This is a genomic window from Streptomyces sp. NPDC101234, from assembly GCF_044767525.1.
GTDB lineage: Bacteria > Actinomycetota > Actinomycetes > Streptomycetales > Streptomycetaceae > Streptomyces > Streptomyces sasae.
The window spans coordinates 139,519-166,316 of sequence record NZ_JBIWOA010000009.1 but is presented as its reverse complement, the minus strand read 5'-3'; the positions used below and the strand labels follow the sequence as shown (position 1 = coordinate 166,316).

At 69.3% G+C, this 26,798-nt stretch carries 20 protein-coding genes and 1 pseudogene; 9 read left to right on the top strand and 12 right to left on the bottom strand.

The window, feature by feature from the left end; translation table 11 throughout:
• Window positions 1–3: 3 nt before the first annotated feature.
• Together ACIRR9_RS18575 and ACIRR9_RS18570 are read left to right on the top strand one after the other, a co-directional pair.
• Complete coding sequence (locus ACIRR9_RS18575) at window positions 4–2,421, top strand: GH116 family glycosyl-hydrolase (RefSeq protein ID WP_403752698.1); 2,418 nt, start codon at window positions 4–6, stop codon at window positions 2,419–2,421.
• A gap of 589 nt (window positions 2,422–3,010) precedes the next feature.
• Window positions 3,011–3,163: a hypothetical protein gene (locus ACIRR9_RS18570; RefSeq protein ID WP_403752695.1), complete on the top strand. Its 153-nt coding sequence runs from the start codon at window positions 3,011–3,013 to the stop codon at window positions 3,161–3,163.
• Window positions 3,164–3,260: 97 nt separating this feature from the next.
• On the opposite strand, the gene ACIRR9_RS18565 is transcribed toward ACIRR9_RS18570, so the two are convergent.
• From ACIRR9_RS18565 to ACIRR9_RS18545, 5 genes are all read right to left on the bottom strand, one after another.
• The gene (locus ACIRR9_RS18565; RefSeq protein WP_403752692.1) at window positions 3,261–3,671 is read right to left on the bottom strand and encodes a hypothetical protein; all 411 of its coding nucleotides are present in this window, start codon (window positions 3,669–3,671) and stop codon (window positions 3,261–3,263) included.
• Between the two features lie 355 nt (window positions 3,672–4,026).
• A complete protein-coding gene (locus ACIRR9_RS18560) occupies window positions 4,027–6,141 on the bottom strand; it encodes an alpha-galactosidase (protein ID WP_403752689.1) in 2,115 nt (704 codons plus the stop codon).
• Window positions 6,142–6,210: 69 nt separating this feature from the next.
• Window positions 6,211–8,772: a CBM35 domain-containing protein gene (locus ACIRR9_RS18555; RefSeq protein ID WP_403752686.1), complete on the bottom strand. Its 2,562-nt coding sequence runs from the start codon at window positions 8,770–8,772 to the stop codon at window positions 6,211–6,213.
• A gap of 172 nt (window positions 8,773–8,944) precedes the next feature.
• Window positions 8,945–10,024 carry a LacI family DNA-binding transcriptional regulator gene (locus ACIRR9_RS18550; RefSeq protein ID WP_403752683.1) on the bottom strand — a complete coding sequence of 360 codons (1,080 nt, stop codon included), beginning with the start codon at window positions 10,022–10,024 and terminating at the stop codon, window positions 8,945–8,947.
• A 62-nt stretch (window positions 10,025–10,086) separates the two neighbouring features.
• Complete coding sequence (locus tag ACIRR9_RS18545; RefSeq protein WP_403752680.1) at window positions 10,087–10,383, bottom strand: hypothetical protein; 297 nt, start codon at window positions 10,381–10,383, stop codon at window positions 10,087–10,089.
• Window positions 10,384–10,590: 207 nt separating this feature from the next.
• On the opposite strand from ACIRR9_RS18545, the pseudogene ACIRR9_RS18540 reads away from it, so the two are divergent.
• Window positions 10,591–10,905: pseudogene (locus ACIRR9_RS18540) on the top strand (transposase); the annotation flags it as partial.
• Window positions 10,906–11,053: 148 nt separating this feature from the next.
• Here the strand turns inward: ACIRR9_RS18540 and ACIRR9_RS18535 are convergent.
• A complete protein-coding gene (locus ACIRR9_RS18535) occupies window positions 11,054–11,473 on the bottom strand; it encodes a cation:dicarboxylate symporter family transporter (protein ID WP_403752677.1) in 420 nt (139 codons plus the stop codon).
• A gap of 357 nt (window positions 11,474–11,830) precedes the next feature.
• On the opposite strand from ACIRR9_RS18535, the gene ACIRR9_RS18530 reads away from it, so the two are divergent.
• A complete protein-coding gene (locus ACIRR9_RS18530) occupies window positions 11,831–13,714 on the top strand; it encodes an alpha/beta hydrolase-fold protein (RefSeq protein ID WP_403752674.1) in 1,884 nt (627 codons plus the stop codon).
• Between the two features lie 94 nt (window positions 13,715–13,808).
• On the opposite strand, the gene ACIRR9_RS18525 is transcribed toward ACIRR9_RS18530, so the two are convergent.
• The gene (locus ACIRR9_RS18525; RefSeq protein ID WP_403752671.1) at window positions 13,809–15,047 is read right to left on the bottom strand and encodes a PucR family transcriptional regulator; all 1,239 of its coding nucleotides are present in this window, start codon (window positions 15,045–15,047) and stop codon (window positions 13,809–13,811) included.
• Between the two features lie 99 nt (window positions 15,048–15,146).
• On the opposite strand from ACIRR9_RS18525, the gene ACIRR9_RS18520 reads away from it, so the two are divergent.
• From ACIRR9_RS18520 to ACIRR9_RS18510, 3 genes are read left to right on the top strand one after another with little or no spacing between them, the layout of a single operon-like run.
• On the top strand, window positions 15,147–16,727 hold the full coding sequence (locus ACIRR9_RS18520; protein WP_403752668.1) for a flavin-containing monooxygenase: 1,581 nt from the start codon (window positions 15,147–15,149) through the stop codon (window positions 16,725–16,727).
• Window positions 16,724–17,050 (top strand): hypothetical protein, encoded by a 327-nt coding sequence (locus tag ACIRR9_RS18515; protein WP_403752665.1) that lies wholly within the window; start codon window positions 16,724–16,726, stop codon window positions 17,048–17,050. Before ACIRR9_RS18520 ends, ACIRR9_RS18515 begins: the two co-directional genes overlap by 4 nt.
• 56 nt (window positions 17,051–17,106) lie before the next feature.
• Window positions 17,107–18,234, top strand: a complete 1,128-nt coding sequence (locus ACIRR9_RS18510; protein WP_403752662.1) for a saccharopine dehydrogenase family protein — start codon at window positions 17,107–17,109, stop codon at window positions 18,232–18,234.
• Here the strand turns inward: ACIRR9_RS18510 and ACIRR9_RS18505 are convergent.
• On the bottom strand, window positions 18,228–19,229 hold the full coding sequence (locus ACIRR9_RS18505) for a cellulase family glycosylhydrolase (protein WP_403752659.1): 1,002 nt from the start codon (window positions 19,227–19,229) through the stop codon (window positions 18,228–18,230). The genes ACIRR9_RS18510 and ACIRR9_RS18505 overlap by 7 nt on opposite strands.
• A 294-nt stretch (window positions 19,230–19,523) precedes the next feature.
• Between ACIRR9_RS18505 and ACIRR9_RS18500 the strand changes: the two genes are divergently transcribed.
• On the top strand, window positions 19,524–19,850 hold the full coding sequence (locus tag ACIRR9_RS18500; protein ID WP_403752656.1) for a hypothetical protein: 327 nt from the start codon (window positions 19,524–19,526) through the stop codon (window positions 19,848–19,850).
• A gap of 38 nt (window positions 19,851–19,888) precedes the next feature.
• Here ACIRR9_RS18500 and ACIRR9_RS18495 read toward each other — a convergent pair whose 3' ends face one another.
• The 4 genes from ACIRR9_RS18495 to ACIRR9_RS18480 form a co-directional block, all read right to left on the bottom strand.
• Entirely contained in the window at window positions 19,889–20,551 is a 663-nt protein-coding gene (locus ACIRR9_RS18495) for a response regulator (RefSeq protein WP_403752653.1), read from the bottom strand.
• Window positions 20,548–21,744, bottom strand: coding sequence for a histidine kinase (locus tag ACIRR9_RS18490; protein ID WP_403752650.1), 1,197 nt, complete (start codon window positions 21,742–21,744; stop codon window positions 20,548–20,550). Before ACIRR9_RS18490 ends, ACIRR9_RS18495 begins: the two co-directional genes overlap by 4 nt.
• Before the next feature lie 94 nt (window positions 21,745–21,838).
• Complete coding sequence (locus ACIRR9_RS18485) at window positions 21,839–22,981, bottom strand: ABC transporter substrate-binding protein (protein WP_403752647.1); 1,143 nt, start codon at window positions 22,979–22,981, stop codon at window positions 21,839–21,841.
• A 379-nt stretch (window positions 22,982–23,360) separates the two neighbouring features.
• A complete protein-coding gene (locus tag ACIRR9_RS18480; RefSeq protein ID WP_403752644.1) occupies window positions 23,361–23,999 on the bottom strand; it encodes a TetR/AcrR family transcriptional regulator in 639 nt (212 codons plus the stop codon).
• Window positions 24,000–24,146: 147 nt separating this feature from the next.
• Between ACIRR9_RS18480 and ACIRR9_RS18475 the strand changes: the two genes are divergently transcribed.
• Window positions 24,147–26,501: an MMPL family transporter gene (locus tag ACIRR9_RS18475; RefSeq protein WP_403752641.1), complete on the top strand. Its 2,355-nt coding sequence runs from the start codon at window positions 24,147–24,149 to the stop codon at window positions 26,499–26,501.
• The last annotated feature ends 297 nt before the right edge of the window (window positions 26,502–26,798 follow it).

Here is a 26,798-nt window from a genome sequence, read left to right as displayed (position 1 = left end):
CCCATGAGCGTTCCGGGGTTGGGTATTCCCCTGGGCGGCGTCGGGGCCGGATCCTTCATGATCAACCAGTCCGGCACCTTCGGCCCCTGGAACTTCGGCGGCGGGCAGAACGGCGACCGCTGGCAGAACCGGATCCTGCCGCAAGCGGCGTTCCACTTCCGTGAGCGCGTCGGGAACAAGCCCGCCATGGTTCGCACTCTGGCGGCCCCGGGCCCGCGCAACTCCGGATCGCTGGGACCCGTCGCCGACCGCTCGTGGGGCGACCCGCTGCCGGCGTGGACCTTGCTCAAGCCTGGCGAGGGAACCTACAACGCGCTCTACCCGTTCGGTTGGATCGACTACACCGCGTTCGAAACGGACGTCTCCCTGAGGTTCTACTCGCCGATCGTGGCGGGCGAGGACCGCCGCACCTCCCTGCCCGTGGCCTACTTCGACGTCCGTCTCACCAACCGTTCCACCGCGGTGGCGGACGTGTCGGTCATGTTCACCATGCCCAACGCGCCGGGCAACGTGGGAAGCACACCGGCCACCGTCCGCAAGGGCCTCGCCAGCCGTGTGCGGACCAACCGGACCACCGGCGTCACAGGCGTCACCCTCGGCTCCGACGACCCGTCGAACACCGCGGACGCCTACAAGTCCGAGTGGACCATCGCGGCGCGACCGGCCAAGGGGCAGAAGGTCACCTACACCACCTCCTGGAACGGCGACGGCGACGGCTCCGACGTCTACAAGCCCTTCCGGGACAGCGGCGCCCTCGGCAACGCGCGTCTCGACGACAGTGCCTCCGCAGGCGCCATCGCCGTCCAGGCCCGGCTGGAGCCCGGCGGGAGCACGGTCATCCCCTTCGTGCTCACCTGGGACTTCCCCCAGATCGCGTACGCCGACAACAAGACCGTCTGGATGCGCCGGTACACCAACTTCTACGGCGCCCGGACCACCGACCGCAGCAACGCCGAGGCGGGCGGCTACAACGCCTACATCCCCGGCAGCTACCCGTTCCACCAGAGCTTCGCCATCGCCGACGACGCACTCGACGACCGTGAGAAGAACCTGCGCGCCGTGCACTCCTGGTGGAACGCGATAGCCGGCAACTCCGCCTATCCCATGGAGTTGCGCACCGCGGCGCTCAACCAGCTCAACCAGGTCGCGTTCAAGATGCCGCTGTGGGAGGGGGGGTTGGTCTCCAGCGCGGTCGCACCCACGCACGGCACGCGCCCGGGCAGCCACACACCCGGCACGCACCTGTACTGGTCGCCCGACTCGGCCGCCGGCGGCAACAACGGCATGGGCAGCGATGTCGGCTCCTACGGTTACATCGCCTACAGCTACCTCTTCCCCAGCATCGAGCGCGACCGGCTGCGCGCCGTTGCCGAGTCCGTCATGCTCGACCCGTACGGCAACCCCGGTGACCCCGACGTGAACAACCCGTGGATCACCCTGGCCGAAGGCACCGCGCCGACACCGGACAGCCAGGAGTTCATCGACCGCCCTGCCAAGCGCCTGTACCGCATGTACGCGCACGCGCGGTTCCACGAGGACTGGGACTTCCTGGACTCGGTCTACCCGGCCATGAAGCGCATGATGGCCTTCCTCCAGGCGCTGGTGCGACCCGCCGAAAACCTTCCGCGCACCCGGCCCACGCCGGAGGGAGCCATGCTTCCCGCGATGCCCAACACCTACAACAGCATCCCCGCGCTCGGCCGCGACGTCTACGACTCGGGGCTGTACCTCCTGGCCCTGGCCGTCATGGTCAAGGCCGGCCGACGCCTCGGTGAGGACAAGGCCACCGTCACCGCGTGGCAGGAGGCCTTCGACCGGGCCCGTACCGAGTTCGAAGACGTGTTCTGGGACGATGCCAACCAGTGGTACCGGTACACGGAGTACTCGAAGGGCAGTGCCGTCCACCTGGACACCTTCTACGCCCAACATGTCGCCGAACGCGTCGGGCTGCCCGACCTCGTCGACCTGCGCAGGTATCGCACCCAGCTCACCCGGCACTACGCCCGCTTCACGGCCGGCCGGGACGCCGAAGGGAACCTCCTGGGTGCGCAGACCATGGCGCTGCCCGACGGGGTGACGCAGTGGCCGGCCCTCTCCAGCATTCTCGGGGTGGCCGAGCCTCGCCAGGAGATCGCTGTGTTCACCGGCACCAACTACTTCGCGGGTGCCACCTATGTCTCCGCCGGCAACCGCTTCCACGATGCCGGCCTGCAAAGGCACGGCATCGAAATGGCGTCCGCCGTCTCCACCCAGGTCTGGTTCGTGGACGAGAACGGCTTCGCCTTCGACACCCCGGAGGCCTATGGCACCACCAAGGCGGCGGTCTACACCTACCCGGCCTACGAGCGTGCTCTCGCCGTGTGGGACACGCTCGATGCCATCGACTCTCTGGCGACGGTGCTGCCGTCCGCGCACCGGTAGCAGTCCCGCTGCCGCTACCGAGCCCCACTGCCTACTGGTGGCTCGGTGGGGCACCAACCTGTGCCCCACCGGGATCGGCGAGCGGGGGTGCCACAGTGGCCCGCGCCGACTCGGCCGGGCGGGCCCGGGACAGCCGACTGGTCGAAACCGCACCGCTCGCTCCGCACAAGCTCCGCCGGTCCACGCTTTTCCTGACAGAAAGCGTGGACCGGCGATTCCCAGGTTGTCGGTGACCCCGCGCGAGACGGCCGGCCGGTCCCTCTTCAGACCGTCTTGACCGTGCCGCCGTCGATGACGTGGTCGACGCCGGTGATGTTCCCGGCGACGTCGGACAGGAGCAAGGTGACCAGGCCGGCCACTTAGTCGGCCTCGGTCATCCGGCCGGTCGTGATGTTCTGGCCCGTCACCATCTGCTGGGTGAATTCCTCGGGGGTCATGCCGGATGCGGCAGCCCACTGGGCGACCGTGCCGTTGGGCTCCTGGTAGACGGAGGTACGGATCAGTCCGGGAGAATTGGTGTTGACCCGTACGCCCTGGGCGATCGACGCGTCCGACGCGCACCCGGGCGGCCCTGCAGGACGCTACCTCGATGATCGACGACCTGATCGAAGTCGCCACAGCCCTCGACCTCTCCCACCCGAAGCCCCCGGGCTCGTCAAAACCACTGGCCTCCTCGTCGGTGAAGGCCGAGGTCTTGTGCAGCACGATGCGCGCGGGTGTGGTGCGGTGTTCGCGCCGGTAGGCGTCCAGGGCATGCAGCAGGAGGGCGTGCGCGCCGGCACGGGCAAGGTGGGGCTGGCGGTCGGTGCGGCTGATCCTGGCCGGCCCTCCGCGCACGATCACCCCGTCCCCGCGCTCGTTGAAGACCTGCGCGACGTACTCACGGCCTTGGTCAGGGCTGCCGGCTGGCAGGCGGTCTCGACGGCGCGAAGGTCGCGACTGCTGATCGCCCGCGTATTGCGGTCGCTGAAGACCAGGCTGGTGTGCAGGCCGCGGTCGATGCCGCAGCCGGGGAATTCCGGGAAGAGATGCGGGTACTTCTCGCCCTTGGCCGCGATAGGTTCCCGGCAGCGCTCCAACCATCGACGCAGCCCGTCGAGTTGGTCCGCAGGACCGACCAAGCCGACGCGGATCTTCCGGGGCGCGTCGGCCGCTCCGAGATCGGCGGGGCCGTAGTTCGTGATCCCGAACCGTGGATCGATGTGCCGGGCCGCTCCGCCGAACTCCAGTTCTGGTTCGTCAAGGATCACCGAGCTGATCACCGGCCTCGCCCGGCACCGCTCGCCCGTCCCTGACGGGGCGTCCGCAGCCCTGCAGACCTGGCCTTGTTTCCAGGGTTCCTTCGCCGAGGAGCGCCCTCGTCGCTCTCGCCGTCCTGGAGGAGACTGAGGAGATCCTGGGTGTCCGCATCCGCTACAGCCAGCGCGGCGTCCAGGCTTTCCTGTCCTCCGGCGGAGGGGTTTGGGTCGTCCTCAGGTGCGGCCCCGGACGGAGCCGGCCCCCACCACCGGTCGTCGATACCCCACTCGACCGTCATGGTGGCCAGCTCGCCGAACTGGTGCCTCAAGTTGCAGGCGGAGGTGGGATCGCCCATCCTGCGATTGCTCAGGCCGGCTCGCGTACCAGGTGGACGAGGGTCGAGGCGTGGTCGTCCGCGTCGAGGTCCAGCGGCAGCCCGTGGGTGAGCAACACGGCACCGTGGTGGACGGATCCGGTGGCCGTGTCCCGGTAGCGGACCGCGGGGTCGAGGGCGCGCAGTGGCAGGGCCGGGTCCCGGTGACCGAAGTGCCGGGCGTGCCGCAGCGCGATCACCACGGTCTCCTGTCCGTCGGAAGCCAGGTACTGAACGGCCGTGGTCTCGCCCGGCCCGGTCAGTCGGTACTGCTCGCCCAGCTGCACGAGATGCCGTACGGCCTTGTACGCTGCCACCAGTTCCGCAGCACGAGCCAGTTCGCCGTCCGCCCAGTGGTTCAGGTCGCCGCCGATGCCCAGGACACCGGTCATCGCGACATGGAAGCGGAAGTCCAGCGGCACGCTCCGCCCGGTGTAGGGGTTGGGGCTGTCGGTCACCCAGGCGCCCATCACCCCGGCCGGGTACAGCTGAGAGAAGCCGTGCTGGATCTTGACGCGGTCCACGGCGTCGGTGTTGTCGGAGGCCCACACCTGGTCGGTGCGGGCGAGGATGCCCAGGTCGAGTCGGCCGCCGCCGCTGCTGCACGACTCGATGCGCAGGTCGGGGTGGTCGGCGCGGAGCCGGTCGAGCAGCGTGTACAGGGCGTGGACGTGGTCGGTCCACAGGCGGTCCGGGTCTCCCTCGGCGTCGGGCCAACCCGCCTCCGTGAAGGGGCGGTTCATGTCCCACTTGAGGAAGTCGACGGCGTTCTTGGTGACCAGTTCATCGAGCCGGCCGTGCAGCCAGGCGGCGACGTCGGGGCGGGCGAGGTTGAGGACGAGTTGGTTGCGGTGTTCGGTGCGGCGGCGATGCGGGTGGTGAAGGACCCAGTCGGGGTGGGCGCGGTAGAGGTCGCTGTCCGGGTTGACCATCTCGGGCTCGACCCAGAGGCCGAAGCCCATCCCGAGGTCGTGGACGCGGTCGACGAGCGGGGTGAGTCCGTCGGGGAAGCGTTCGGGGTTTGGGGCCCAGTCGCCGAGTCCGGCCGCGTCATGGGTGCGGGCGCCGAACCAGCCGTCGTCCATGACGAACAGCTCCACGCCGAGCGCCGCCGCCTTCTCCGCCAGCTCGATCTGCCCGGTGACGTCGATGTCGTATCCGGTGGCTTCCCAGGAGTTGTACAGGACGGGGCGGAGTTCGTCCGGGTGCGTCAGGACGTGGTCGCGGACGTACCGGTGCCAGAGGCGGCTCGCCGCGCCGAAGCCGCCCTCGGTGTAAGCGCCGGAGCACACCGGGGTGACCAACTCCTCCCCCGGTACGAGTTCCCGCGTGATCGGATCGTGGCCGAAGCCCGCCGAGACGGTCACCCGCTCGGTGGGCAGCCGCTGTGCCGTCAGCTTCCAACCGCCGCTCCAGCCAAGGGCGCAGGACCAGACCGGGCCGTGCTCCTCGGTGCTGTGTCCGTCGTCGATCATCACCCAGGGGTTGTACTGGTGGCCGGTGGTGCCCTGGCGGCTGGTGGTCACGGTCTCGCCGTACGGCAGCGCCGTGCGCGCCAGCCGGGTCTCGGCCGACCATTGGCCGCGGACCTGGCTCAGCCGGTAGTCCCGCAGTCTGGGTAGCACCCAGGTGGCCGAGTCGGCACGGACGACGGTGATCGGACCGTCGGCCGCGCCGCCGGTGTGGCGCAGGACAAGGTGGCGTTCGAGCACGTCCGTGCCGGTGCGCAGCCGGTAGTGCGTTTCGATGGTGAGCGGGTAGTGCCGGTCAGCGAACAGCAGGACCAGTTCGCCGTCTTCACGCGCGTGGTCGATGAGCCGGGGTTCGAGGTCGCGTACGCCGTCCGGGAAGCGGACCTGGACGCCGGCGTGGGCGTAGCGCATGGCCCCGGCGGTGTCGAGGTCGAGGGTGCCGTCGGCGGGGTCCTCGAAGGAACGTCGGCCGGGTGCGGGGTAGTTCAGCAGCGAGACGGCTTGGTCGAGGGTGAGGCGGGGGCCCCAGTGCAGGCCGCGTAGTCGGTGGGCATCGTCGAGGTGGAGGACGTAGCTGGAGCCGGGTCCGGACAGGACCCAGAGGCGGTGCTCGGGGTCGTGGGCGATGCTCGGCATGGCGGCCTTTCGGGCTGATGGGGTGAGGCGGCGGGAACAGGGGGAGCTGTCCCCGCCGCGGCGGCTGTGTCAGCCGTTGACCGGGGCCACTTCGACGTAGTCGATGTCGGGTGCCCAGGAGGAGGCGTTGGAGAACTTCAGGGAGTTGGTGCCGGCGGCGAGGGTGACGGTGGTCGGCAGGGTCCAGTAGTCGTTCCAGCTGTAGGTGTTGCGGAAGGTCAGCGTGGTGGCGGTGCTCCCGTTGACGGACAGCTGGGCGGTGCGGGACTCGACGTTGGTGTTGTAGTTGCCGGATCCCGCCCGGTCGTTCTGGGCGTAGTGGATGACGACGGTGTAGCGGCCGGCGGCGGACGCGCTCACGTTGGCGAAGGTGAGCGTGTTGCTGCTGCTGTTGCCGACGTAGCCGACGTTCTTGCCGCCCGAGGCCCAGGTGTCGGACTGGGCCTTGGCCGCGCCCGTCAGGGTGGCGTTCTCGGCCTCGTACCTGGTGACGCCGGTGGTGTCACCGGAGCCGTCGACCTTCAGGTTCCGCAGGGTGAGGGTGGTGCCGCTGTTGGGGCTGACCGCGATCCGGTTGATGCCGGCGGTGAGGTACAGCCTGCTGCTGGAGGTGGTGGCCGAGCCGCCCGAGGAGGCGTAGGTGGCGGCCGTGGTGCCGTTCAGGGCGAGCGCAGTGCTGCCGCCGGAGGAGGTGTAGTCCGTCCTGACGGTGTAGTAGCCGTCGGTCGGGGCGTAGACGTCGAAGGTCGCCTTGTCACCGGAGGACATGGCCAGACTGCCGGTGCCGGTCTCGCCGACGTCGTCGTACGAGTACGACGGGCTGCCGCTGATGTCGGCGAGGGGCGCCTCGTACACCGTCTCGGGGGTGCTCGCCACGGAGGTCAGGTCGATCTTGTCGAGGGTGACCTGTCCTGCGGAGGTGCCCAGGTCGGAGTCGGCGACGGCGAGCGAGACGGTGTGGCTGCCCGCGCTCAGGGTGACCGGGACGGTGACGTTGGAGCGGTACTGCCAGTTCAGCGTGGAGGGGTAGTTGACGAACTGTGGGTCGGCGCCGTCGATGCGCAGTACCTGCTGGGAGGGCGAGCCGTTCTGGTTGCCGTAGAAGATGCGCAGGTTGTAGGTGCCTGCGGACGGGACGCTGGTGGTGAAGACGACCTTGCTGTCGCTCGCGGTCAGGTAGCCGACGTCCTTGGTGCCGGAGGTGGCGTACAGCTGGGCGGTGGAGTAGCTGGTGCCGGTGGCCTGCTGGACGACGGTGCCGTCGGTGATGGCCGCGTTCTCCGCCTCGTAGGAGGAGTACGAGGGGACGCTGGGCGTGGTGGCCGTGCCGCCGCCGTTCGGGGTGACCGTGATGCGGTACGCCGACATGGAGTTGAGGCCGGTCAGCGGCACCGTGATGGAGCCGCTCGACGGGGTGTAGGCGGTCCTGGAGATGGTCTTCGGCGGGGCCGAGGCGCCCTCGTAGCCGCTCCAGTCCAGGGACTGGACCGTGACCTCGACCTTGCTGCCGAAGGTGGCGCTCGGGATGTTGTTGATCACCACGTTGGTGTCGGTCGAGGAACCGCCCACGATCACCTGGGCCTGCTTGCGGCCGGTGTCGAGGGAGCCGATGCCCTGGAGCGTGTCCTGGACGTTCGCCTGCGGCGGGGTCGTCTTCACGGTCTGCCCGGTCATCCCGGCGTACCAGTGCCAGAACCACCACGACCCGTCGGGGACGTTGGTGTGGACGGTGTTGCCGGACATGTTGCCGGCGATGTCCCAGTACGGCTGTTGGGCGTAGACCTTGGTGTCCTCGAACATCGCGGCCCACTGGATCATCTGGCCGGGTACCGACAGGTCGCGCCGGTTGGCGTACTCGTCGATGTTGACGGTGATCGGGCTGATGGACCGGGCGGTCTCCAGGGCACGGTACGCGGCGTAATGGCCGCGGTAGTTGGCGAGCGAGGACGGACCCAGCTCGTGCCAGGTGAAGACGTCCGGCAACTGCCCCTGCGCCTTGGCGTAGGTGAGGAAGTCACCGAAGAACTTGCTGTTCCAGTTGGCGGTGTTGGGCCCGGCTATCCTGGCGCTCGGATAGTCGCTCCTGATCCGGCCGTAGACGGTGCTCCAGTCGGACTCGAAGGAGCTGAGCGCCGACGCGTAGGTGCTTGAGTTCGAACTGCCCAACCCGGTGTACCAGTTGCCGTCCGGCTCGTTGAACGGGACGAACACCACCTTGCTCGCGTACGAGGTTGCCTTGACCGCGTTGACGGCGGTGTCGACCTTGGTGAGGTAGTCGGTGATGCCGTTGTTCTGGTACGGCCAGTCCGAGTACTCGTCCTGGATGTTGGTGTACATCGTCCCGCCGCCGTTGCGGAAGAACGACGGCGCGACGGCGAGGATGTCGCCGTTGGGGTGCTGCGCGCCGCCCGGCGGCTTCTGCGAACCGGTGGTCAGCTTCAACGGGGCAAGGAGGTTGTCTCCCGGTACCCCGTCGTCGCTCTGCCCGTAGAGCGCGCCGTTCGAGCCGTGCAGAACGGCTCCGGTGGTCGTGCCGAGATCGACGGTGTAGGTCTGGGAGGCCGCGGCGGCGGTCCCCGGTACGGCGAGCAACGCGCCGATGGCCGCGACGGCCACCATTGCTCCGGTCAACGGTCTTCTTCTCATGGAGACCTGGCTTTCCCCTCCCGCGACGCTGCGGGAGGACGGAGGGGTTGGTTCCGGGATGCTCAGCGCATTGTTATCGCTCACATCCCCCGCGAGGGAGCGATACGGCGCACTTTTTCGAGCGCGGAGGTACTCGGCTTGCCGAGTGGGGAAACGGTCAGCGGGAACGGCCGGGGGCCTGCCCGGTGCTCTCACGGACGATCAGCTCGGGCTCCGCCCACAACGGCGGCAGCGGTGCGTTCTCGGGGTCGAGCAGCCGGTGCAGCATGCCGAACGCGCCCCGCCCGAGGCCTTCGAAGTCCAGTCGTACGGTGGTGAGCGCGGGGTGGGTGTAGCCCGCGTACGGAGCGTCGTCGAAGCCCACGACGCTCAGGTCGCCCGGCACGTCCCGGCCCGCCTCGCGCGCCGCGCGCAGCACGCCGAGGGCCAGTTCGTCGTTGCCGCACAGCACCGCGGTGACCTCCGGGTCGGCGACCACACCACGGCCGGTCAGATACCCGGATCGCGGGCTCCAGCCGCCTTCGAGCGGTTCGGGGACCGGCCGCCCGGCGTCGGAGAGGGCGTCCCGCCAGCCCTCGGCACGCTGGCCGACCCGGGTGGTGGACGACGGGATCGCCATGTAGTGCACGGTGTGATGGCCGAGGCTCAGCAGATAGCGCGTGGCCTGCGCCGCCGCCGCACGGTCGTCAAGCCATGCCTCGGGCCTGCCCCCGGCTCCCCCTACGTCCCGCGGCCGCTCCACCACCGCGACCGCCGGGAACTCCGCGGGCAGCGCGTGCCAGGCGCGTTCGCCGGGCGCGTTGAAGGCGATGACCAGCACCGGCTCACCCGGCCGGGCGAGCCGGCTCGCGACGTCGTCCGCCGTCATCGGCGCCTGCTCGTCCAGGACGCTGATCGCCACCGAGAACTCCGCCGTCCGCGCCGCCTCCTCGATGCCGCGCAGTGCCAGGGACGCCCCGTAGAGGGTGGTGTCCGAGGTGAGCACGGTCACCGAGCGCACGGCTCCCCCGGCCAGGGCCCGCGCGAGCCGGTTGGGCTTGTAGCCCAGCTCGTCGATGACCTCCAGCACCCGGTCCCGGGTGGCCTTGCGTACCTTCGGGCTGCCGTTGACCACGCGGGAGACGGTCTGGTGGGAGACCCCCGCCGCCTTGGCGACGTCGAAGATGCTGACCGAGCGCGTCCGGTCGGCGCTCTGGGCGGAGGGTTCCTCGTGCGGGACCGGGGCGGGCTGCTGCATGGTCGTGGACTCCTGGCGGCGGTGGGGGGCGGGGTGGGCGGCGGTCTGGGGCGGGGGCCGTATTACTTGATCGCCGCGTTGGACTCCTCGTTGACGGAGTCGGCCGCCTTCTGCGGCGTCTGCCGGCCGAGCCAGACCTGGTTGAAGGCGTCCAACACCTTCACGTTGTACGTCGCCGAGGACGTGGTCAGCGGGTAACCGATGGTAGTGCCCGCGGCCTCCTTCGCGAACGCGCTGACGTCCACGCCCCGCTTCTGCCACGCGGCGACGAAGTCCTGGTTGAGCGTGAGAATGCCGGGCCACACCGAGCCAGTGGCCACGATGATCTTCTGCGACTCCTCGGATCCCAGCCACTTCACCAGTTCCCATGCCTCCTTGGGGTGCGCGCCGGCACGCGAAAGTGAGTGTGAGCGCTAACATTCACTGGGTCAAGACATCGAGCGCAGATCCGTTTCGGCCACCGGTCGGCGTTAAGAGCTCGTAACAGGATCTTGTTGAGGTCCCCTGGTTGGGCGTGACCGATGTGATGATTCGGCCGTTCGCGTCGTGTGACGACTCGGCCGTGGATCGTGGAGGACGGCTTATGGGCACGGATCGAACCGCTGCTGCCACCGTGGCCCGAGCGGTCGCCCGGGCCGAAGCCGGTGGACGATCGGTTGTGCTTGCAGGGCATCTTGTACGTCCTGCACCAGGACATTGCCTGGCAACTCCTGCCCCTGGAGTTGGGATTCGGCTCGGGACAGACCTGTTGGCGCCGTCTGGACCGCTGGCAGAAGGCTGGCGTCTTCAAACAGCTGCACCGCATCCTGCTCGCCGAGCTGAACGCGGTCGGTGAACTCGACTGGTCCCGTGCGTGCGTGGACGGCTCTCACGTCCGCGCGAAAAAGGGGGAGCCGCGGCTCACGATGGAGTTGGCGTACGACGCGAGATCGTCGGCCCAAACCTGCAGGCGCTGGGGCGGCAGACGCCGATGAGTGCGAAGAAGCGGTGATAACGAGGGACGACATCCCAACGAGGGTAGACCGCGTCTCACCATGATCGTGTTACGAGCTCTAAGGCGAGTATTTCTCCCTCACCCATGGCACTGACGATGTTCTCTGGAATCATCATGTGCACGAATTGCTCTACGGACGGGCCCTCGGCGGTTTTCTGGGTTATCTCGGCGGTGTCGATTCCGGCTGGCCTCGGTCCGCTGACCCCCGTGAAGTTTCCGAGGAGAACGCCGAAAACGATGATGATCGTGGTGATTACTTCGAAGTAGAGGATCGACTTTCCGGCCAGTCTGCCGACGCTGCGCAGCGAGGCAAGGCACACGATGAGGGGAACGATGAGCGGGACGATCGCCATTCGGAGCAAGTTGAGGAATCCGTCGCCGAGGATATCGAAATGAATGGCGATGTCTGGAACGGTCAGGCCGAAGGTGATTTCGAGTGCTGCGGCTATGGCCATCTGTCAGCCCAGGGATTTCCACCACTTCTTCTTCACACTGTTCCTCCCCGGCTGTGGATTCGAGATCCCAAGAGGATCAGGTGAAATCCCGGGAGAGGTAAGTGCCGATTTCTGAGGTGGCGCTGAAGCCGCGCCAACCAACGCTCCATTCGCTTTTCTTCGCCTCCCCGGTCAGGGACCTCTTTTGTGGTGCGGTCGGCTGACGCCCCGCCCGTAGGGCGAGCTGATTTCACCATGAAGAAATTGCTGCTTGCGCTACGGCGGTATTGAGGTGGAGTGTGTTCGCGGCGTTGTTCCCGACGAGGGGACGGGCGTAGCCGAACCGGTGGAACGGGCGGACGCGGAGAGTGAGGCATCGTGCAGGGTGTGCAGGGCGGTACCGACAGGCCGGCTCGGCTTGAGAGCGAGAGCACGTCGCGCGTGGGGGTGACTCGGCGCAGCATGGTTGCCGGGTCGGCAGCTGCCACCGTGGCCGGGGGGCTGGTGGGGTGGGCGGGAGCCGGTATCGGCGAGGCCGCGCCGGCGGCCGCGCCCGGCCCTACGTTCGCCCTCACGGTGGCTGCGGCGACGGGGCTCGCGGCCACGCCCGGCAGGGCGTTCGTGATCATCGCCCGACAGTCGGACCTCAGTGGCGACGCGCCCGAGCCTCGCGACAACCTGCAGGACGTGCAGCCGATCAGTGTCCCGCTGTTCGGCATGGATGTCGCGCTGATGCGGCCGGGCAAGCCCATGGTGCTCCGGTCTGCGTCCGCTGGTGGTGAGGTCGTGGGCTACCCGGTGGAGAGCTTTGCCGACATCCCTCCCGGAAAGTACGTGGTGCAAGGGTTCTTCAACACCTATGAGACCGACCACCGGTCGGACGGGTCTGTGGTGCAGGTCCACTGGCCCAGCGGCGACGGCGGGGACATCTGGCATTCACCCGGCAACGCATACTCCAGACCGCGCACGATCCGTATCGATGGCTCGGTCTCGGTCATTTCGCTCACACTCGACAAGGTGATCGGCCCGATCGGGACGATCCCGCCGGGCGGAACCGGACAGCAGGGAAACCCGGCCGACTCCCAGCACGTCAAGCACATCAAGATCCGTTCTGAACTGCTCAGCAGGTTCTGGGGCCGAGATGTCTATCTGGGCGCCAATGTCTTGCTGCCCGAAGGCTACGACGACCCGGCCAACGGTCACGTCAGGTATCCGATGGACCTGAATGTCGGCCACTTCCCCAACGGCAACCCGCATGGCTTCACCGAGTCGCTGAGCAATGAGTTCTCCAAGTGGTGGGTATCGCCCGGTGCGGCCCGCTTCATCTCTGTGCAAGTGCGCAGCGAGAACCCCTTCTACGACGATTCGTACCACGTGAACTCCGCCAACCTCGGCCCCTATGGTGATGCGATCGACACCGAGCTCATCCCGGCCGTCGACAGGTCGTTCCGCACCATCGGGCAGGGCTGGGGACGCGCGGTGGAGGGCGGATCGACCGGGGGGTGGATCGCGGCGGCGAGCCTGGTGTTCTACCCGCACAGCTACGCGGGTGCTTGGGCCGCTTACCCCGATACTCTGGATTTCCGGGCACATCAGGTCATCAACATCTACGACGATCCGAACGCCTACTTCACCGAGCACTCCTGGGAGAAGATACCGCGCCCGGCAGCAAGGGCAACGAGCGGCGACACCACGTGGACCACCGGCCAGGAGAACTCGTACGAGCGGGCTGTCGCATCGAAGGGCCGTAGCCAGGGGCAGTGGGACACATGGTCGGCCGTGTTCGGCCCGCAGGGCGCCGACGGGTACCCGAAGCCGATCTGGAACAAGCGGACCGGCGCCATCGACCACGCCGTGGCCGCGTACTGGCGGCAGCATTTCGAACTGTCCTCCGTCGTGGCAGCACGATGGCAGACACTCGGCCCCAAGATCGCCGGCCGACTGCACATCTACGTGGGGACCGAGGACACGTACTTCCTCAATGACGGCGTCGAGTTCTTCGAGCAGAAGACCAATGCGCTCACCTCCCCGGCTCCGGACTTCCAGTTCATCTACGGAGTCGGGCAGCCGCACCACTGGTGGCCGGTCACCCCCCAGGAACTGCTGACGACCATGGCCGACTTCCTGGCCCGGCACGCGCCGAGCGGAACCGATGTCACCGGCTGGCGAGGCAACGAACAGCCTCCGCGAGTAACGTCCACCCGCGGCCGGCAGATCGTCGATGACGGCGTCGACTCCACCCTGTCGGACTTCGCCTCCTGACCTCAATGAACCTGCGCCCTCTTGAAGTTGGAGGTCTGTGGGCAGGAGCAAGCGGGCGTGAACCGGTATCGGACGACGGGGTGCGTATTCCGGGTCAGCCTCGCCAGCGGGCCACTTCGAGGGCGGCGGCGACAGCGGTGACGTTGTCGGCAAGGGGACGGGGCAACAGGTCGTCGGCGCGGGCCAGGCGGCGCAGGACGGTGTTGCGGTGGGTGAAGAGCCGTTCGGCGGTACGGGTGCTGCTGCACTGTTCGCCCAGATAGGTGGCCACGGTCTCCCGGATCTCGGCGTCCGCGTTCAGGAGGCCGCCGAGTGTGTCGGAGACGAACTCCTCGGCCTGGGCGGGATCGACGGTCAGGAGTGCGGCGAGGTGTACGTCTTCGTAGCGGGCAGCCCTGTGCTGTGAGGCGAGCCGGGTCAGCATGCGCTGGGTGGTGACGGCGTCGAGGTGGCTGCGTCGGAAGCCGTCGATGCCGCTTCCGGGCCGGCCCACCGCGATGCGCACTTCGGGGTACGCGGCGAGTCCCGCGCCCAGCCGGTCGGTGTCCGGTGAGGTGTCGACGGGCAGCCACAGCCACTGGGCCGTCGCGCCCGCGACGACGGTCAGCCGGTGCGCCGCACCACTGGCGCGCACAAGGAGTTCGGCGGCGGCTTCGAGCTGGTCGGGCACGGAGGTGGAGGCGGACCAGACGATGGCGGCGGTGTGGGGGCCGGTCAGGCGGTAGCCGAGCTGGGCTTCGGCCCGGGAGCGGCGGATCGGTGCACCTTCGAGCAGGAGGGTGACCACGGCCCGGCGCTCGGCGTGGGCGCCGCGGGTGAGCTCCGCCCGTTCGCCCTGCATCCGTTCGGAGACGGCGGAGACGGTGTCTTCGACGAAGGTCGAGATCGACAGCGCGGAGATGTCGAGCAGGTCACGCAGTAGACCGGCGTCGCTGGTGAGCTCGAAGCAGATCTCCATCCAGCGGCGCCAGGCCACGCTGTGACCGGTGCGGTAGGCGTCGAGTGCGCTCTCGTCCAGGCCCCGGCGTACGAGGTCGCGGGCCACGGCGAGCACGTCGAGATCCAGGTTCGCGGGCACGCGGCGCCCTGGACGCCGGACGTTCGACGCCGCCCAGTGCCGGATGTTGGCGAGGTTGGCCTGTTTGACCGCGGCGGCGAGGACCGGGTCCTCGGCGATGGGCCGCATCCGTTCTCCACTGAGCGAGGCCGCGTGGAGGGTCTCGACCCACTCGGGGCGGGGGTCGAGCACGATCTCGGCGCCTCGCCGGAACAGGTCCGCGATGTCGGGTGGGCACTCGGGCCAGGTTCCAAGAAATGCAGCGTCTTGCACCATGTGGTCATGATGGTGGTGCGTTCTGCTGTGGTGCAAGGCGGCGGCGGTCACGGACCCTTGTCCACAGCACGGTCAAGGTATCCGCGGGCAAGGAGCGACATGACGTCAAACCCGACACCGGCTGGACGCCTCGGCGTCACGCCTGCCGACGCCGAGCATGTGGACGCCGAGCATGTGGACGCCGAGCATGTGGACGTCCTCATCGTGGGCGCCGGGATCTCCGGCATCGGCGCGGCACACTACGTCAGGACGCGGTTGCCGTCGAAGAGCTTCGCGATCCTGGAGGCCCGTGCCGGTCTGGGCGGCACGTGGGACCTGTTCCGCTATCCCGGCGTCCGGTCGGACTCGGATCTGCACACCTTCGGCTACGCGTTCAAACCCTGGCGCGACGAGCAGGCCATCGCCGACGGCTCACGGATCCGGGCCTACCTGCGCGAGACGGCCGCCGAGAACGGCCTGGACCACGTCATCCGCTACCACCACAAGGTGCGCGCCGCGTCCTGGTCGAGCGAGCAGGCGCGCTGGACGGTCGAGGCGGAGCGCACCGACACCGGCGAGTCGACCACGCTGACCTGCGGCTGGCTTTTCACCGCGAGCGGCTACTACCGTTACGACGAGGGTTTCACCCCCGAGTTCGAGGGCCGCGAGCGGTTCGGCGGCACGATCGTGCACCCGCAGCACTGGCCGGCGGACCTCGACCACGCGGGCAAGCGGGTGCTGGTGATCGGCAGCGGCGCCACCGCGGTCACCCTCGTGCCTGCGATGGCCGACACCGCCGCACACGTGACCATGCTCCAGCGCACACCGACATACATCCTTCCGCTGCCCAGGACCGACGCGATCGCGAACACCTTGCGCAAGTACCTGGGCGATGAGCGCGGCCATGCCTGGACCCGGCGCAAGAACGTCTTCCAGCAGAATGCCGTGTTCCGCTTCTGTCAGCGGTTTCCGAAGGCAGCACGACGGCTGATCCGCTGGCTCAACGCCCGGGAGCTGCCCGCCGGTTATCCGGTCGACGAGCACTTCGACCCGCCGTACGACCCGTGGGACCAGCGGCTGTGCGTGGTGCCCGACGGGGACCTGTTCCGGGCCATCAGGGACGGGAAGGCGTCGGTGGTCACCGAGCGGATCGCGACCTTCACCGAGACCGGGGTCTCGCTTCGGTCCGGCCGTCACATCGAGGCGGACGTCATCGTGACCGCCACCGGCCTGAACGTGCAGGCTCTCGGTGGCATTGCCCTCACCGTCGACGGTACGGCCGTACATCTGCCGGACACCGTCGCCTACAAGGGCCTGATGCTGTCCGGTGTGCCGAATCTCGCCTACGCCATCGGCTACACCAACGCGTCCTGGACCCTGAAGATCGGGCTGCTCTGCGAGCACTTCTGCCGCCTGGCGGCACACATGGACGCCCATGGCTACGACACCTGCCGCCCCGAGGTGGCGGACACGTCCATGCCCACCCGGCCGTTCCTCGACTTCGGCGCGGGCTACATCCAGCGCGTCGTCGACCGGCTTCCCCGCCAGGGCGACCGGATGCCATGGCTGACCTCGATGAACTACCACACCGACGTCAAGCTGCTACGCGCCGACAACGTCCTCGACCCGGAGCTCCACTTCGGCCGCGCCACCGCCACGGGCGGCGCGGGCAAGGCGACCACGACGGCGGTACGCACATGAGCAACGTCCAGAACAGGGTCACCGTCGTCCACCCCGGCGGCGTACGGACCAACATCGCCAATGCCGGGCTGGAGAAGATGCGGGCGGCCGGCAGGGAACCCACGGCGCAGGAACTGGCACGCGTGGCCACCTACAACTCCAGACTGCTGACCCTGCCCGCTGAACGGGCCGCGCAGATCATCGTCGACGGCGTGGAGCGCGGCTCGCCCCGCATCCTCGTGGGCAGGGACGCCAAGTCGGTGGACCTGCTCGTCCGCCTCCTTCCGAAGCTGCACCCCAAGCTTCTCCTCCGGGTCGAGCGACGGCTCTTCGGTGACGCCTGAAACCCGTCGCCTCCCCCGCACCGTGGCACCCGCCCCACCCGAAGGAACCCCGACCGATGACCGGACGTACTGTGCTGCTCGGCGCCACCGGCTACACCGGAGGCCTCGTGCTCGACGCCGTGCTGCGCCGCGGCCTGAAGCCGACACCTGCCGGCCGCAACGGCACCTCCCTGGCGTCCCTGGCCGAGCGCCACGGCGGGCTGGATCACGTGGTGGCCGACGTGAGCGACCTCGCCGACCTGCGGAAGCTGGTAGGACCCGGCGATGTCCTCATCACCACGGCCGGCCCGTTCGAACGTCTCGGCCTCCCGGTCGCGCAGGCCGCCGCCGACGTGGGCGCGCACTACATCGACTCCACCGGTGAGGTCGGTTTCGTCCGCGCGCTCCAGGACCGCTGCCACGATCGCGCGCGCGAGACCGGGCCGGTGATGCTCCCCGCGTTCGGTTACGACTACGTGCCGGGGGTCCTCGCCGCCCGCCTTGCCGTCCGACAAGGCGGGGACGCGGTGCGTGCGGTGGACGTCGGCCACTTCGCCACCGGCTCGCTCCGCCGCGGCCTGAGCCAGGGCACCCGCAACACCGGCCGCAACGGCCTGACCCTGCCCGTGCCCCACTGGCACGGGCACCGTCTGATCGACCGGCGTCCCGCCTCGAATCTCCGCGACTTCACCGTTCGCGGCCGTCGCAGGACCGCCTTTCTCCTGTCCGGTACCGAAGTCCTCTTCCTCCCCCAGGCCTTCCCCCAGCTCGACACCGTCAGCGTCTGCAACGGCTGGTTCCCCGCCCTCAGCCGACCCGTACAGGCCGTCTCGGCGGCAGCCGCGACCGCCGCACGACACGTCTTCGGCCGTAAGCTGCTCGGACTCCTGACCCGCCCGATGAGCGGACAGTCGGGCGGACCCGACGCCGCAGAACGCGCCCGGACCCGCAGCCATACCGTCGCCGTGGCCTGCGACGCCCCCGACGGCGTCCCGCTCGCGGAAGTCCGTCTCGAAGGCCCCAGCATCTACACCCTCACCGCCGAACTCATCGCCTGGGGCGCCCACCGACTCGCCACCCGGCACGACCTCACGCCGGGCGTCGTCGGCCCTGTCGAAGCCTTCGGCCTCGACGCACTCCGGCTCGGCTGCGCCGAAGTCGGACTGCGGGGGCGCACGCGTGGGCGCACGCGTGGGCGTCAGTAGCCCCATCCCCAGCGGACCTGGGTGACACCCGAGGAGTTGGTGCTCGACAGTCCGCTGCCGTTGTGGGCCTGCAGCGAGTAGGAGTCCCCGGTGCGCAGTGCGGGCCAGTAGACGCTGCCCATCCCGTCCGAGCGGGCCGTGTCGGTCACCGCGGCGAGGTAGGACTGGAACTGGCCGTTGTCGTGGTTGGTCAGGTAGTCGGTGCCGGTGGTCATCGGGGCGCCGAACTCGTCGATGATCGTCCGGCCGGTGTAGCTGCCGATGCGGCTGTTGAGGTCCGACACCCAGGAGGATTCCTTGGTGTAGCTGTTCCAGTAGCCGTAGTAGTGCAGGGACAGCAGTGTGCCGTTGAGTGCGGAGGAGGCTCCGACGCCGGTCACGTTGTCGTTGTAGCCCGTGCCGCTGATGACGACCCGGCTCCTGGGGACGCCGGAGAACTGGGAGAGCCAGGATGAGCAGACCGAGACCCACTGGCTCAGCGAGTAGCCGTAGGGTTCGTTCAGCGGCTCGAAGTACACGTTGCCGTTGCTGCCGTAGGCACCGACCACGGTGGACCACATGGCCTTCCAGGCGGTCATGTCGGTGACCGTGCCGACGCTGGTCTTCTCGGTCCAGGCGCTGATCACCACCTTCATGCCGTCGGCGAGCGCCGCGTCGATCGCGCCCCGGTAGGCACCCCACCAGGACTGGCTGACGCTGGGCGGATTGATGGGCAGGCGCACGGTGTTGGCACCGAGGTTGGACCGGAACGCCTTGATGTAGTTGTCGGCGACCGAGTAGACCTGCGAGTAGCTGTCCGATGCGGCCAGGCCGTCCGGGATCACCCATCCGGTGTTGTAGTTGTCGCGGGTGTCGGCCCAGTTGACGCCCTTGAACTGGTTGGTGGCGGCGTCGGCCGGCTGCCCTGGGGCGATGACCAACTGGGACGCACAGACCACGGCGGCCACCGAAAGGAAGTGGGCGCATGCCTTCCGGATGAACGTGCGAGTAGACATGGCTGCTCCGCGAATACGAGAACTCATCCCGAGGGAAACTGTGGCGGAATGTTGTTGAGTGATGTGCGACTCTGTCGGAAGGTTGAAGCCTGCCTCCTGCCCCGTCAAGCCTTCGGACAGAAATCGGCGGGCAGGGGACGAGCGACAACTCCCGCGAACCTGCTGGCAGTTGATCTCAAGGCAGGCTGCCGGACTTCAGGCGATGTGCCGTGAGGGTCGTGTCGGGCGCGGGCCCCGGTCTCCGCCGAGGGGGCCAGGAAGGCGGCGCACACGACACAGGCCAGGACGACGAACATGGCGGGACGCAGGCCGACACGGCCGCCGAGGAAGCCGAGATGCGGCCAGCCCCCACAGCGGTACGGCGGCTCCGGCCAGGACAGCGCTGTCGGAAACGATGACGATGAGCAGACCGAGCGCGCCCGAGAGGGCACTGGCGCGTACGACGACGGTACGGCCGAAGCGGTCGAGGAAGAAGGTTCCGGCGAAGCGGCCCAGGACTACCACCGACCGACGGACACGAGCCGGAACCTGACGTTCGGGTTCGGCACGCACGCGTGCGCCGGGCAACTGCTGGCGCGGGCCGAGACCAGCATGATCCTCGGCCGCGTCGCCGGGCGGTGACGCCGTCGGCGCGCGGACTCGCGGTGTCCGCCGAACCGTCAGCCTGCGTCGAGTTCGAGCAGTCCGAGCCGGACGGCCGCACTGACCGTGCCGGCTCGGTTCTCGGTGCCGAGCTTGCGATAGATCCGGACCAGGTGGGTCTTGACCGTGGCCTCGGTCAGGAACAGGGCGGAGGCGATGGCCCGGTTGCTGTGGCCCCGGGCGAGCAGTCGTACGACCTCGGTCTCCCGCTCGCTGAGCACCGGCCCCGGGTCGGCGGGCCGGCCGACGAGACGGGCCGCGGCTTCGGGGGCCAGGCCCATGCCCCCGGCTGCCGCCGCGCGCACGGCGCGGAACAGTTCCTCGGGCGGACCTGCCTTGAGGATGTAGCCCCGGGCGCCCGCTTCCACCGCACGGACGACATCGCCGCGACCGCTGTAGCTGGTCAGTACGACGACGCTGGCACCGGGTACGGCGGCGGTGATACGGCGAGTGGCCTCGATACCGTCGAAGGCGGCACCCCGCTGGGCGGCGTCCGACAGGCGCAGGTCCATCAACACCACATCGGGGCGCAGACGTTCGGCGAGGCGAACCGCGTCCCTGCCGTCGCCGGTCTCGGCGATCACCTCAAGGCCGGGCTCCCCCTGCAGCAGGGCGCGCAGGCCGGCTCGTACGACGGTGTGGTCGTCGACGATCAGGATCCGCAGGGCGTCCGCGATCACAGTGTCCTGGCCAGTACGCGCTCGGCGACGGGCAGTTCGGCCCGCACCCGGGTGCCGTGCCCGGGCCTGCTCTCCACCGTGAGCCTGCCGCCGAGTGCGCTCAGGCGATCGCGGGCGGCGGCCAGCCCGAACCCCCGGTCGAGACCACTGGGTTGCCTGGTCCGCGGGTCGAAGCCCCTTCCGTCGTCGCGGACTTCGACGGTCGCCCTGTCGTCCTCGTAGGTGAGGGAGACACGGACATGGGTGGCCCGCGCGTGTTCGCGGGCGTTGGCGAGGAGGCCCTGGGCCACGCGCAGCAGGGTCACCGCCCGTTCGGCGGGCAGAGGGTGCGGCTCTCCCCCGGTGTGGAAGGTGACGCGCGGCGCACCGGCCAAGGAGTGCGGGCGGGTACACAGACCGCGCAGGGCGGATTCCAGGTCGTCCCGCTCCAGGGCGGGCGGGGTCAGGTCGCCGATGATGGTGCGGGTCTCCTCCAAGTGGGCGCCGAGGGCCTGGGACACGGCACGGAGCTGGCGCAACGCGGCGTCCGGGTCGCGTTCCCAGTCCCGTTCGGCGGCCTGCAGGAGCATACGGCTGCCCGCGAGCTCCTGGGCGAGCGTGTCGTGCAGGTCCCGGGCGATCCGGGTACGTTCGGCAAGCCGCCCGGCCTCACGCTGACTCTCCGCCAACTCGGCACGGCTTGCGGCCAGTTGGCTGTTCAGTCGCTGCTGGGTGCGGTAGAGGACGACGGTGGCGCAGAGAGCGGCAAGCGGGGGCGCCAGTACGTCGAGGTCGACGCCGCCGCCGATCCGTATGAGCGAGGCCAGCAGCCCGGCCGTGATCGCGCCGATCGCCGACACCGTCACCCGGCGCCCGTGCATCCGCAGCGCCAGCACCGCCAGCGGAACGGCGAGCCAGGTGTAGGCGAAGGCGAGCGGTACCGGGATCTTCCAGGACACCCAGCCCCACAGGAGCACCAGTGTCCCCAGCCAGACCGGCCGGCCCGCGGCACCGAAGCGCTCCCAGCGGGCCGGCCCGGCGATGTAGAGCAGACCGAGGGCGGCGATGGGCGGTGCGACCGTCCAGCACAGCTCGCTGTTCAGCTCGACGAGCCGCACCAGGGTGCCCGCGACCGGGGCCAGGAAGACCAGATGGGGCAGCTGCCGCGCCGAGAGGGACAGCCGGCGGCGTAAGACGGGGATGGTGGGGGACACTCGGGCTCCCTGCGACGGGCCGACGCAGTCGACAACGGTGTCCAAAGTGTAAAGCGCGCCCTGTGCATTCCCGGTAAGCGGCGTTCTGCCGCGGTCACCGCCCCGGGTGCAGGCCCGGCCACCCCGGCGACGGGTCGCCCTTGACCTCGCCGAAGTACAGGGCGAAGGTCTGCTTCAGCCGCTCGATCCCGGCGCGGTCCGCCATGAACTCGGGGAAGCCGTCGACGTGGGCGTTCGGGAAGTCCCAGACGGGCTTGAGGCTCGCGTTCGGGGTGATGTCCTCGCGGACGGACCAGCCGTTGAAGGCGGCCTTCTGACGGGCCTCGGACAGCTGCCAGTTCATGTAGAGCTTGGCCGCTGCCGGATGGGCGGCCTGCTTCAGGATCGCGGCGCGCTGCCCCCAGGCCATGAAGGGGGCCCGGTCCGGGAGGACCCACTTGAGCGGGCCCGACGTGGCGACCGCGCTGCCCGCGCCGCCGACGCCGACGGTCTTCTGCTTGCCGGTGACCGCGGCGCTCGGAGTGTGGGTGCCACGGGCGAACTGCGGCTGCTGCGCGGCGAACTGGGCCACCCAGTCCCAGCCGTAGGTGCGCTGGTAGAGGGAGTAGAGGTAGAGGACCGCGTCGTCGTCGTGCGGGTAGGCGGACGCCATGGCGTTCTTCCAGCGGGCGTCGACCAGGTCGGCCGGGGTCCTGGGCGCGTTCCCGCCGGCGGCCTGGATGTCGTACATGAAGCTGAAGGCGATGACCATCAGCGCCGTCCACGCGCCGTCGGGGTCCTTGAAGCCCTGGTGGACCTCGGAGAACCCGGCGGGCTTGTAGGGCAGCAGCTCGCCCTGGCGCTTCCAGCGGGTGAAGTCCTGGAGGGTCTGCAGCTGGACCACGTCGGGGACCAGGGTGCCGGTCGCGAGCTGGTTGTCGACGCGGACGTCGTGGTACTTGCTGTAGTCCACGACGACCGTCAGGTCGACCTCGGGGAAGGCGGCGGCCCAGGCGGTCCGGACGCCCGCGGCCTGGCTGTCGACGTCACCGCCCTGGTAGAGGACGAGCTTGCCGCCCTCGGCGACGGCGGCCTCGTACAGTTCCTCCAGCGAGCGCGTCTCCTCGCGGATGCCCGGCAGGGAGGCCCCGGAGCTCCGGGCGCCCGGTGCGGCCGAGGCCTGCCCGGCTGCGGCCCCGGCGATCGCGACGCCCGCGCCTGCGACGAGCAGCCGGCGCCTGCTGAAGTCCGTGGACATGGTGGGAATCCTCTCCTCGTGCCAGATCTGCGACGCCGTCGGCGACTCGGGCACGACGGCCCGGCAAGTCTTGCCGGACGGCGCCCTGGTCCGCGTCGCCCGTAAGCCGAGATCGGATTCAACCGTTCGATGGACTCAGAGGCTCGTTGACTCGATGGGCTCCGGTCCTCCCTCGCCCCTGCTCGGTGAGGCCTCCGGCCGGTCCCGCCGCTCGGTCCACACCGCTGCGGTGTGTCGCACAGCGCGGCGCAGCCGACGTCGACGCCTCCGTTCCGCAGTGCGTGTCGGAGCCGACGGAAGGTCGACGTCAAACCGAAGGTCGACGTCAACTGGTCCCAGGCCGGGCGACGTTCTTCACCGCAGCAGGTCAGCGATGGTTTCAGGCGCGCGTGACGCTACCGAGCGCGGTGCGCAGGTCGTCCTCTCCGGGACTCAACGGAGGAAGGGCGGTCGCGTTGGCCGGGTTGAGCGCGTCGAAGAGCAGCGCGATGAAGCGGGCGCGCAGTGAAGGCGCGGTGCCGGGGAGGGCAAGACCGGCCACCGCCATGACAAGAAAGCGAGGGATGTCCTCGGCGATGAGGTCGGCACGGATCTCACCGGCCTGCTGCCCGCGCAGCAGAAGCGGGTGGAGCGAGGCACTGAAACGCTGGAGGACGTCCACGGCCACGTCGGCGAAATTGCCGGCGAAGGTGACCAGGCCGCGTTCCTCGGCGATCAGGTCGAGCAGGCGCGTGGCGATCTCCTGCAGTGCCTGACGCGTGTCGTCGGCTTCGGCGGCACGTTCGATGAGCGGTTGCAGGTCGGTCTCGAGGATGTCCTCGAGGACGGCTCGGACGACGGCCTCCCGGTTGGGGAAGTGGCGGTAGAGCGTCGCGATGCCGACACCGGCCTCCGCCGCGATCCGCTCCAGAGAGGCCTCGCCCTCCCCGAGCACGATCCGCCCCGCGGCGATGATGCGCTCCACGCTCGAACGGGCGTCGACCCGGCGCCTTGCAGCACGGCCTCTTGCGCTTGTCATCCCTGGCTCTTCCTGTCCCGCCATGACGGCGTCATCACCCTCGGCCGATAGCAGCCTACCGCATTGATAGTTGCCTATCGTTTTGATAGAACACTCTCACTTTGCTGCGCGGTCTCGACTAGACCAATGGGAGATGGGGAGAGGTCTGTGTCCGTTCTGCTCTACCGGCTGGGCAGGTTCGCCTACGGCAAACCCTGGTACGTCATCGGCGGCTGGCTCGCCGTCCTGGCCTCCGTCCTGACACTGCTGGCGGTCAACCCCGTCAGGCTCAGCAACGAGGTGCGCATCGACGGCACCCCGTCCCAGAAGGTCATCGACGATCTGGCCGTGTCCCTGCCGGAGGCGTCCGGCGGCCAGGGCATGCTGCTCTTCAAGGCCCCGGACGGCGCCCGGATCGACGACGCGAAGGTCCGCCCCGCCCTGCTGGCCGCTGTGGACGCCGTCTACCGCCACGACCATGTCATCGACGCGCGCAAGGTCCTGGCCAGGGAGGCTGCCAAGGGTGAGCGGAGTCCGCTGCTGCGCGCCCAGGCAGCGGTGGCACGTGCCGCCGGCCTGCCGATCGCCGGCCGCTCCCCCGTACCGCTGCAGGCGGACGGCCGGCCGGTGCCGGGGGTGATCGTCTCCGCCGACGGTTCCACCGCGCTGCTGCAGTTCCAGTTCGACGAGCAGACCTTCGAGCTTCCCTCCGGGACGATCGACAGCACCGTCAAGGCCGCCCAGCAGCGAGCCGCACACGGTGGCCTGGAGGTCCTGCCGTCGGCGGCCATGATGGAGGTCCCCGAGATCGTCGGCGTCGGCGAGATCGTCGGCGTGGCCGTCGCGGCCGTGGTGCTGCTGATCACTCTGGGGTCGGTCGTGGCGGCCGGTCTGCCCCTGGTCATCGCCCTGACCGGCGTCACGGTGGGAGTCGGTGGTGCCTTCACCCTCTCCACCGTCTTCGAGATCCACTCACTCGCCGCGGTCCTGGCGCTGATGCTGGGACTGGCCGTCGGCATCGACTACGCCCTGTTCATCGTCAACCGGGAACGCCGACTGATCCTGGACGAGGGCCTGGAGGCGGCAGAGGCGACCGGTCGCGCCGTCGGCACCGCCGGCAGTGCGGTGTTCTTCGCCGGCAGCACCGTCATCATCGCCCTGGCGGGACTCCTGGTCATCAGGATCACCCTGCTCTCCACCATGGCGCTCGTCGCGGCCGCCACGATCGCCATCGCCGTCCTGCTCGCGCTGACCCTGCTGCCTGCCCTGCTGGGCCTGGTCGGGGAACGTATCTGCCCCGCCCGGATCCGGCGTGCGGCGCAACTCGGGGAATCCGTCAACGGCCGGCAACGAGCCGTCCGTTGGGGAACCCGCCTGGTCCGCCACAGGTACGCCGCCGTCGCGGCCTCGGTCCTGATTCCCGTGGTCCTGGCGATTCCCGCCGCGGACATGAGACTCGGCCTGCCCTCCGGCGCCAGCTACAACCCCGAAACCGGGCAACGCCGCAGCTACGACCTGGTCAGCGATGCCTACGGCCCCGGCTGGAACGGTCCGCTCCTGGTCGTCGTCAGCTCCACCGCGAGGAAAGCGCCCCTCACCCCCGCCTCCCTCGCCGGGGTGACCGCCGACCTGCGCAACGTCAAGGGCGTCACATCGATCTCGCTCGCCGGGATGAACGACACCGGCACCACGGCCATCCTCAGCCTCGTACCCGGCAGCGGTCCGAACGACGACGCGACCAAGGCCCTCGTCACGGCCGTACGCGGCAAGAGCACGGAGATCAGCAAAACCCACGGCGCGGTCATCGGCATCACCGGTTTCACGGCACTCGCGATCGACGTCTCCGACCGGCTCGCCGACGCCCTGCCCGTCTACCTGGCGACCGTCCTCGGACTCTCCCTGATCGTCCTCCTCCTGGTCTTCCGCTCCCTCATGGTCCCCGTGATGGCCACCCTCGGCTTCCTCCTGAGCATCGCCGCCACCTTCGGCCTCACCACGGCCGTATTCCAATGGGGTTGGCTGCAGAGCCTGATCGGCCTCGACGCCACCGCGCCGGTCGTGAGCCTGCTGCCCATCATCATCACCGGCGTCCTCTACGGGCTCGCCATGGACTACCAGATGTTCCTCGTGACCTCCATACGTGAGGCGCATGTGCACGGCGCGACCGCGCGGAGCGCCACCGTCAACGGCTTCGCACGCGCGAGCTCCGTCGTCCTTGCGGCCGCCACCATCATGGTCTCCGTCTTCGCGGGGTTCGTCTTCAACGCCCAGCCCATGATCAAGCAGGCCGGCTTCGCGCTGGCGGCCGGAATCCTCATCGACGCCTTCGTCATCCGCATGACACTCATCCCGGCCACCATGGCACTCGCGCAGGAAAAGGCCTGGTGGATCCCCGCCTGGCTGGACCGCCTCCTGCCCGACCTGGACGTCGAGGGCGACAAGCTCGCCCAGAGGATCCCCCCGCCCCGCCACACGACCACACCACCACACCGCGAAGAACAACAGGCCGGAACCACCGGCTGACCGGCATCGCACCGGCCACCGCCACTTCTTCCTTCCGGTGAGGCGGCCGGGGCCGACAGGGGACGAAATCGCCCGACGCTGCGGGAACGGCGGCAGCGCCGGGCCGGCGGTGAGGCGCCAGAAGCCGACCAAGGTCCACGCGCACCGAACCGCTCCTGCAGGCCCTGCGGCCGGCGACTACGCACCACCCACGCCATAGCGCCCAGCGACCGTGGAAGAACGACTGGCGGGGGGGGGGCGCCCCCCCCCCCCCCCCGGAGAAACCCGACAATAGACGCCCCGCTCGAAAGGTCAGAA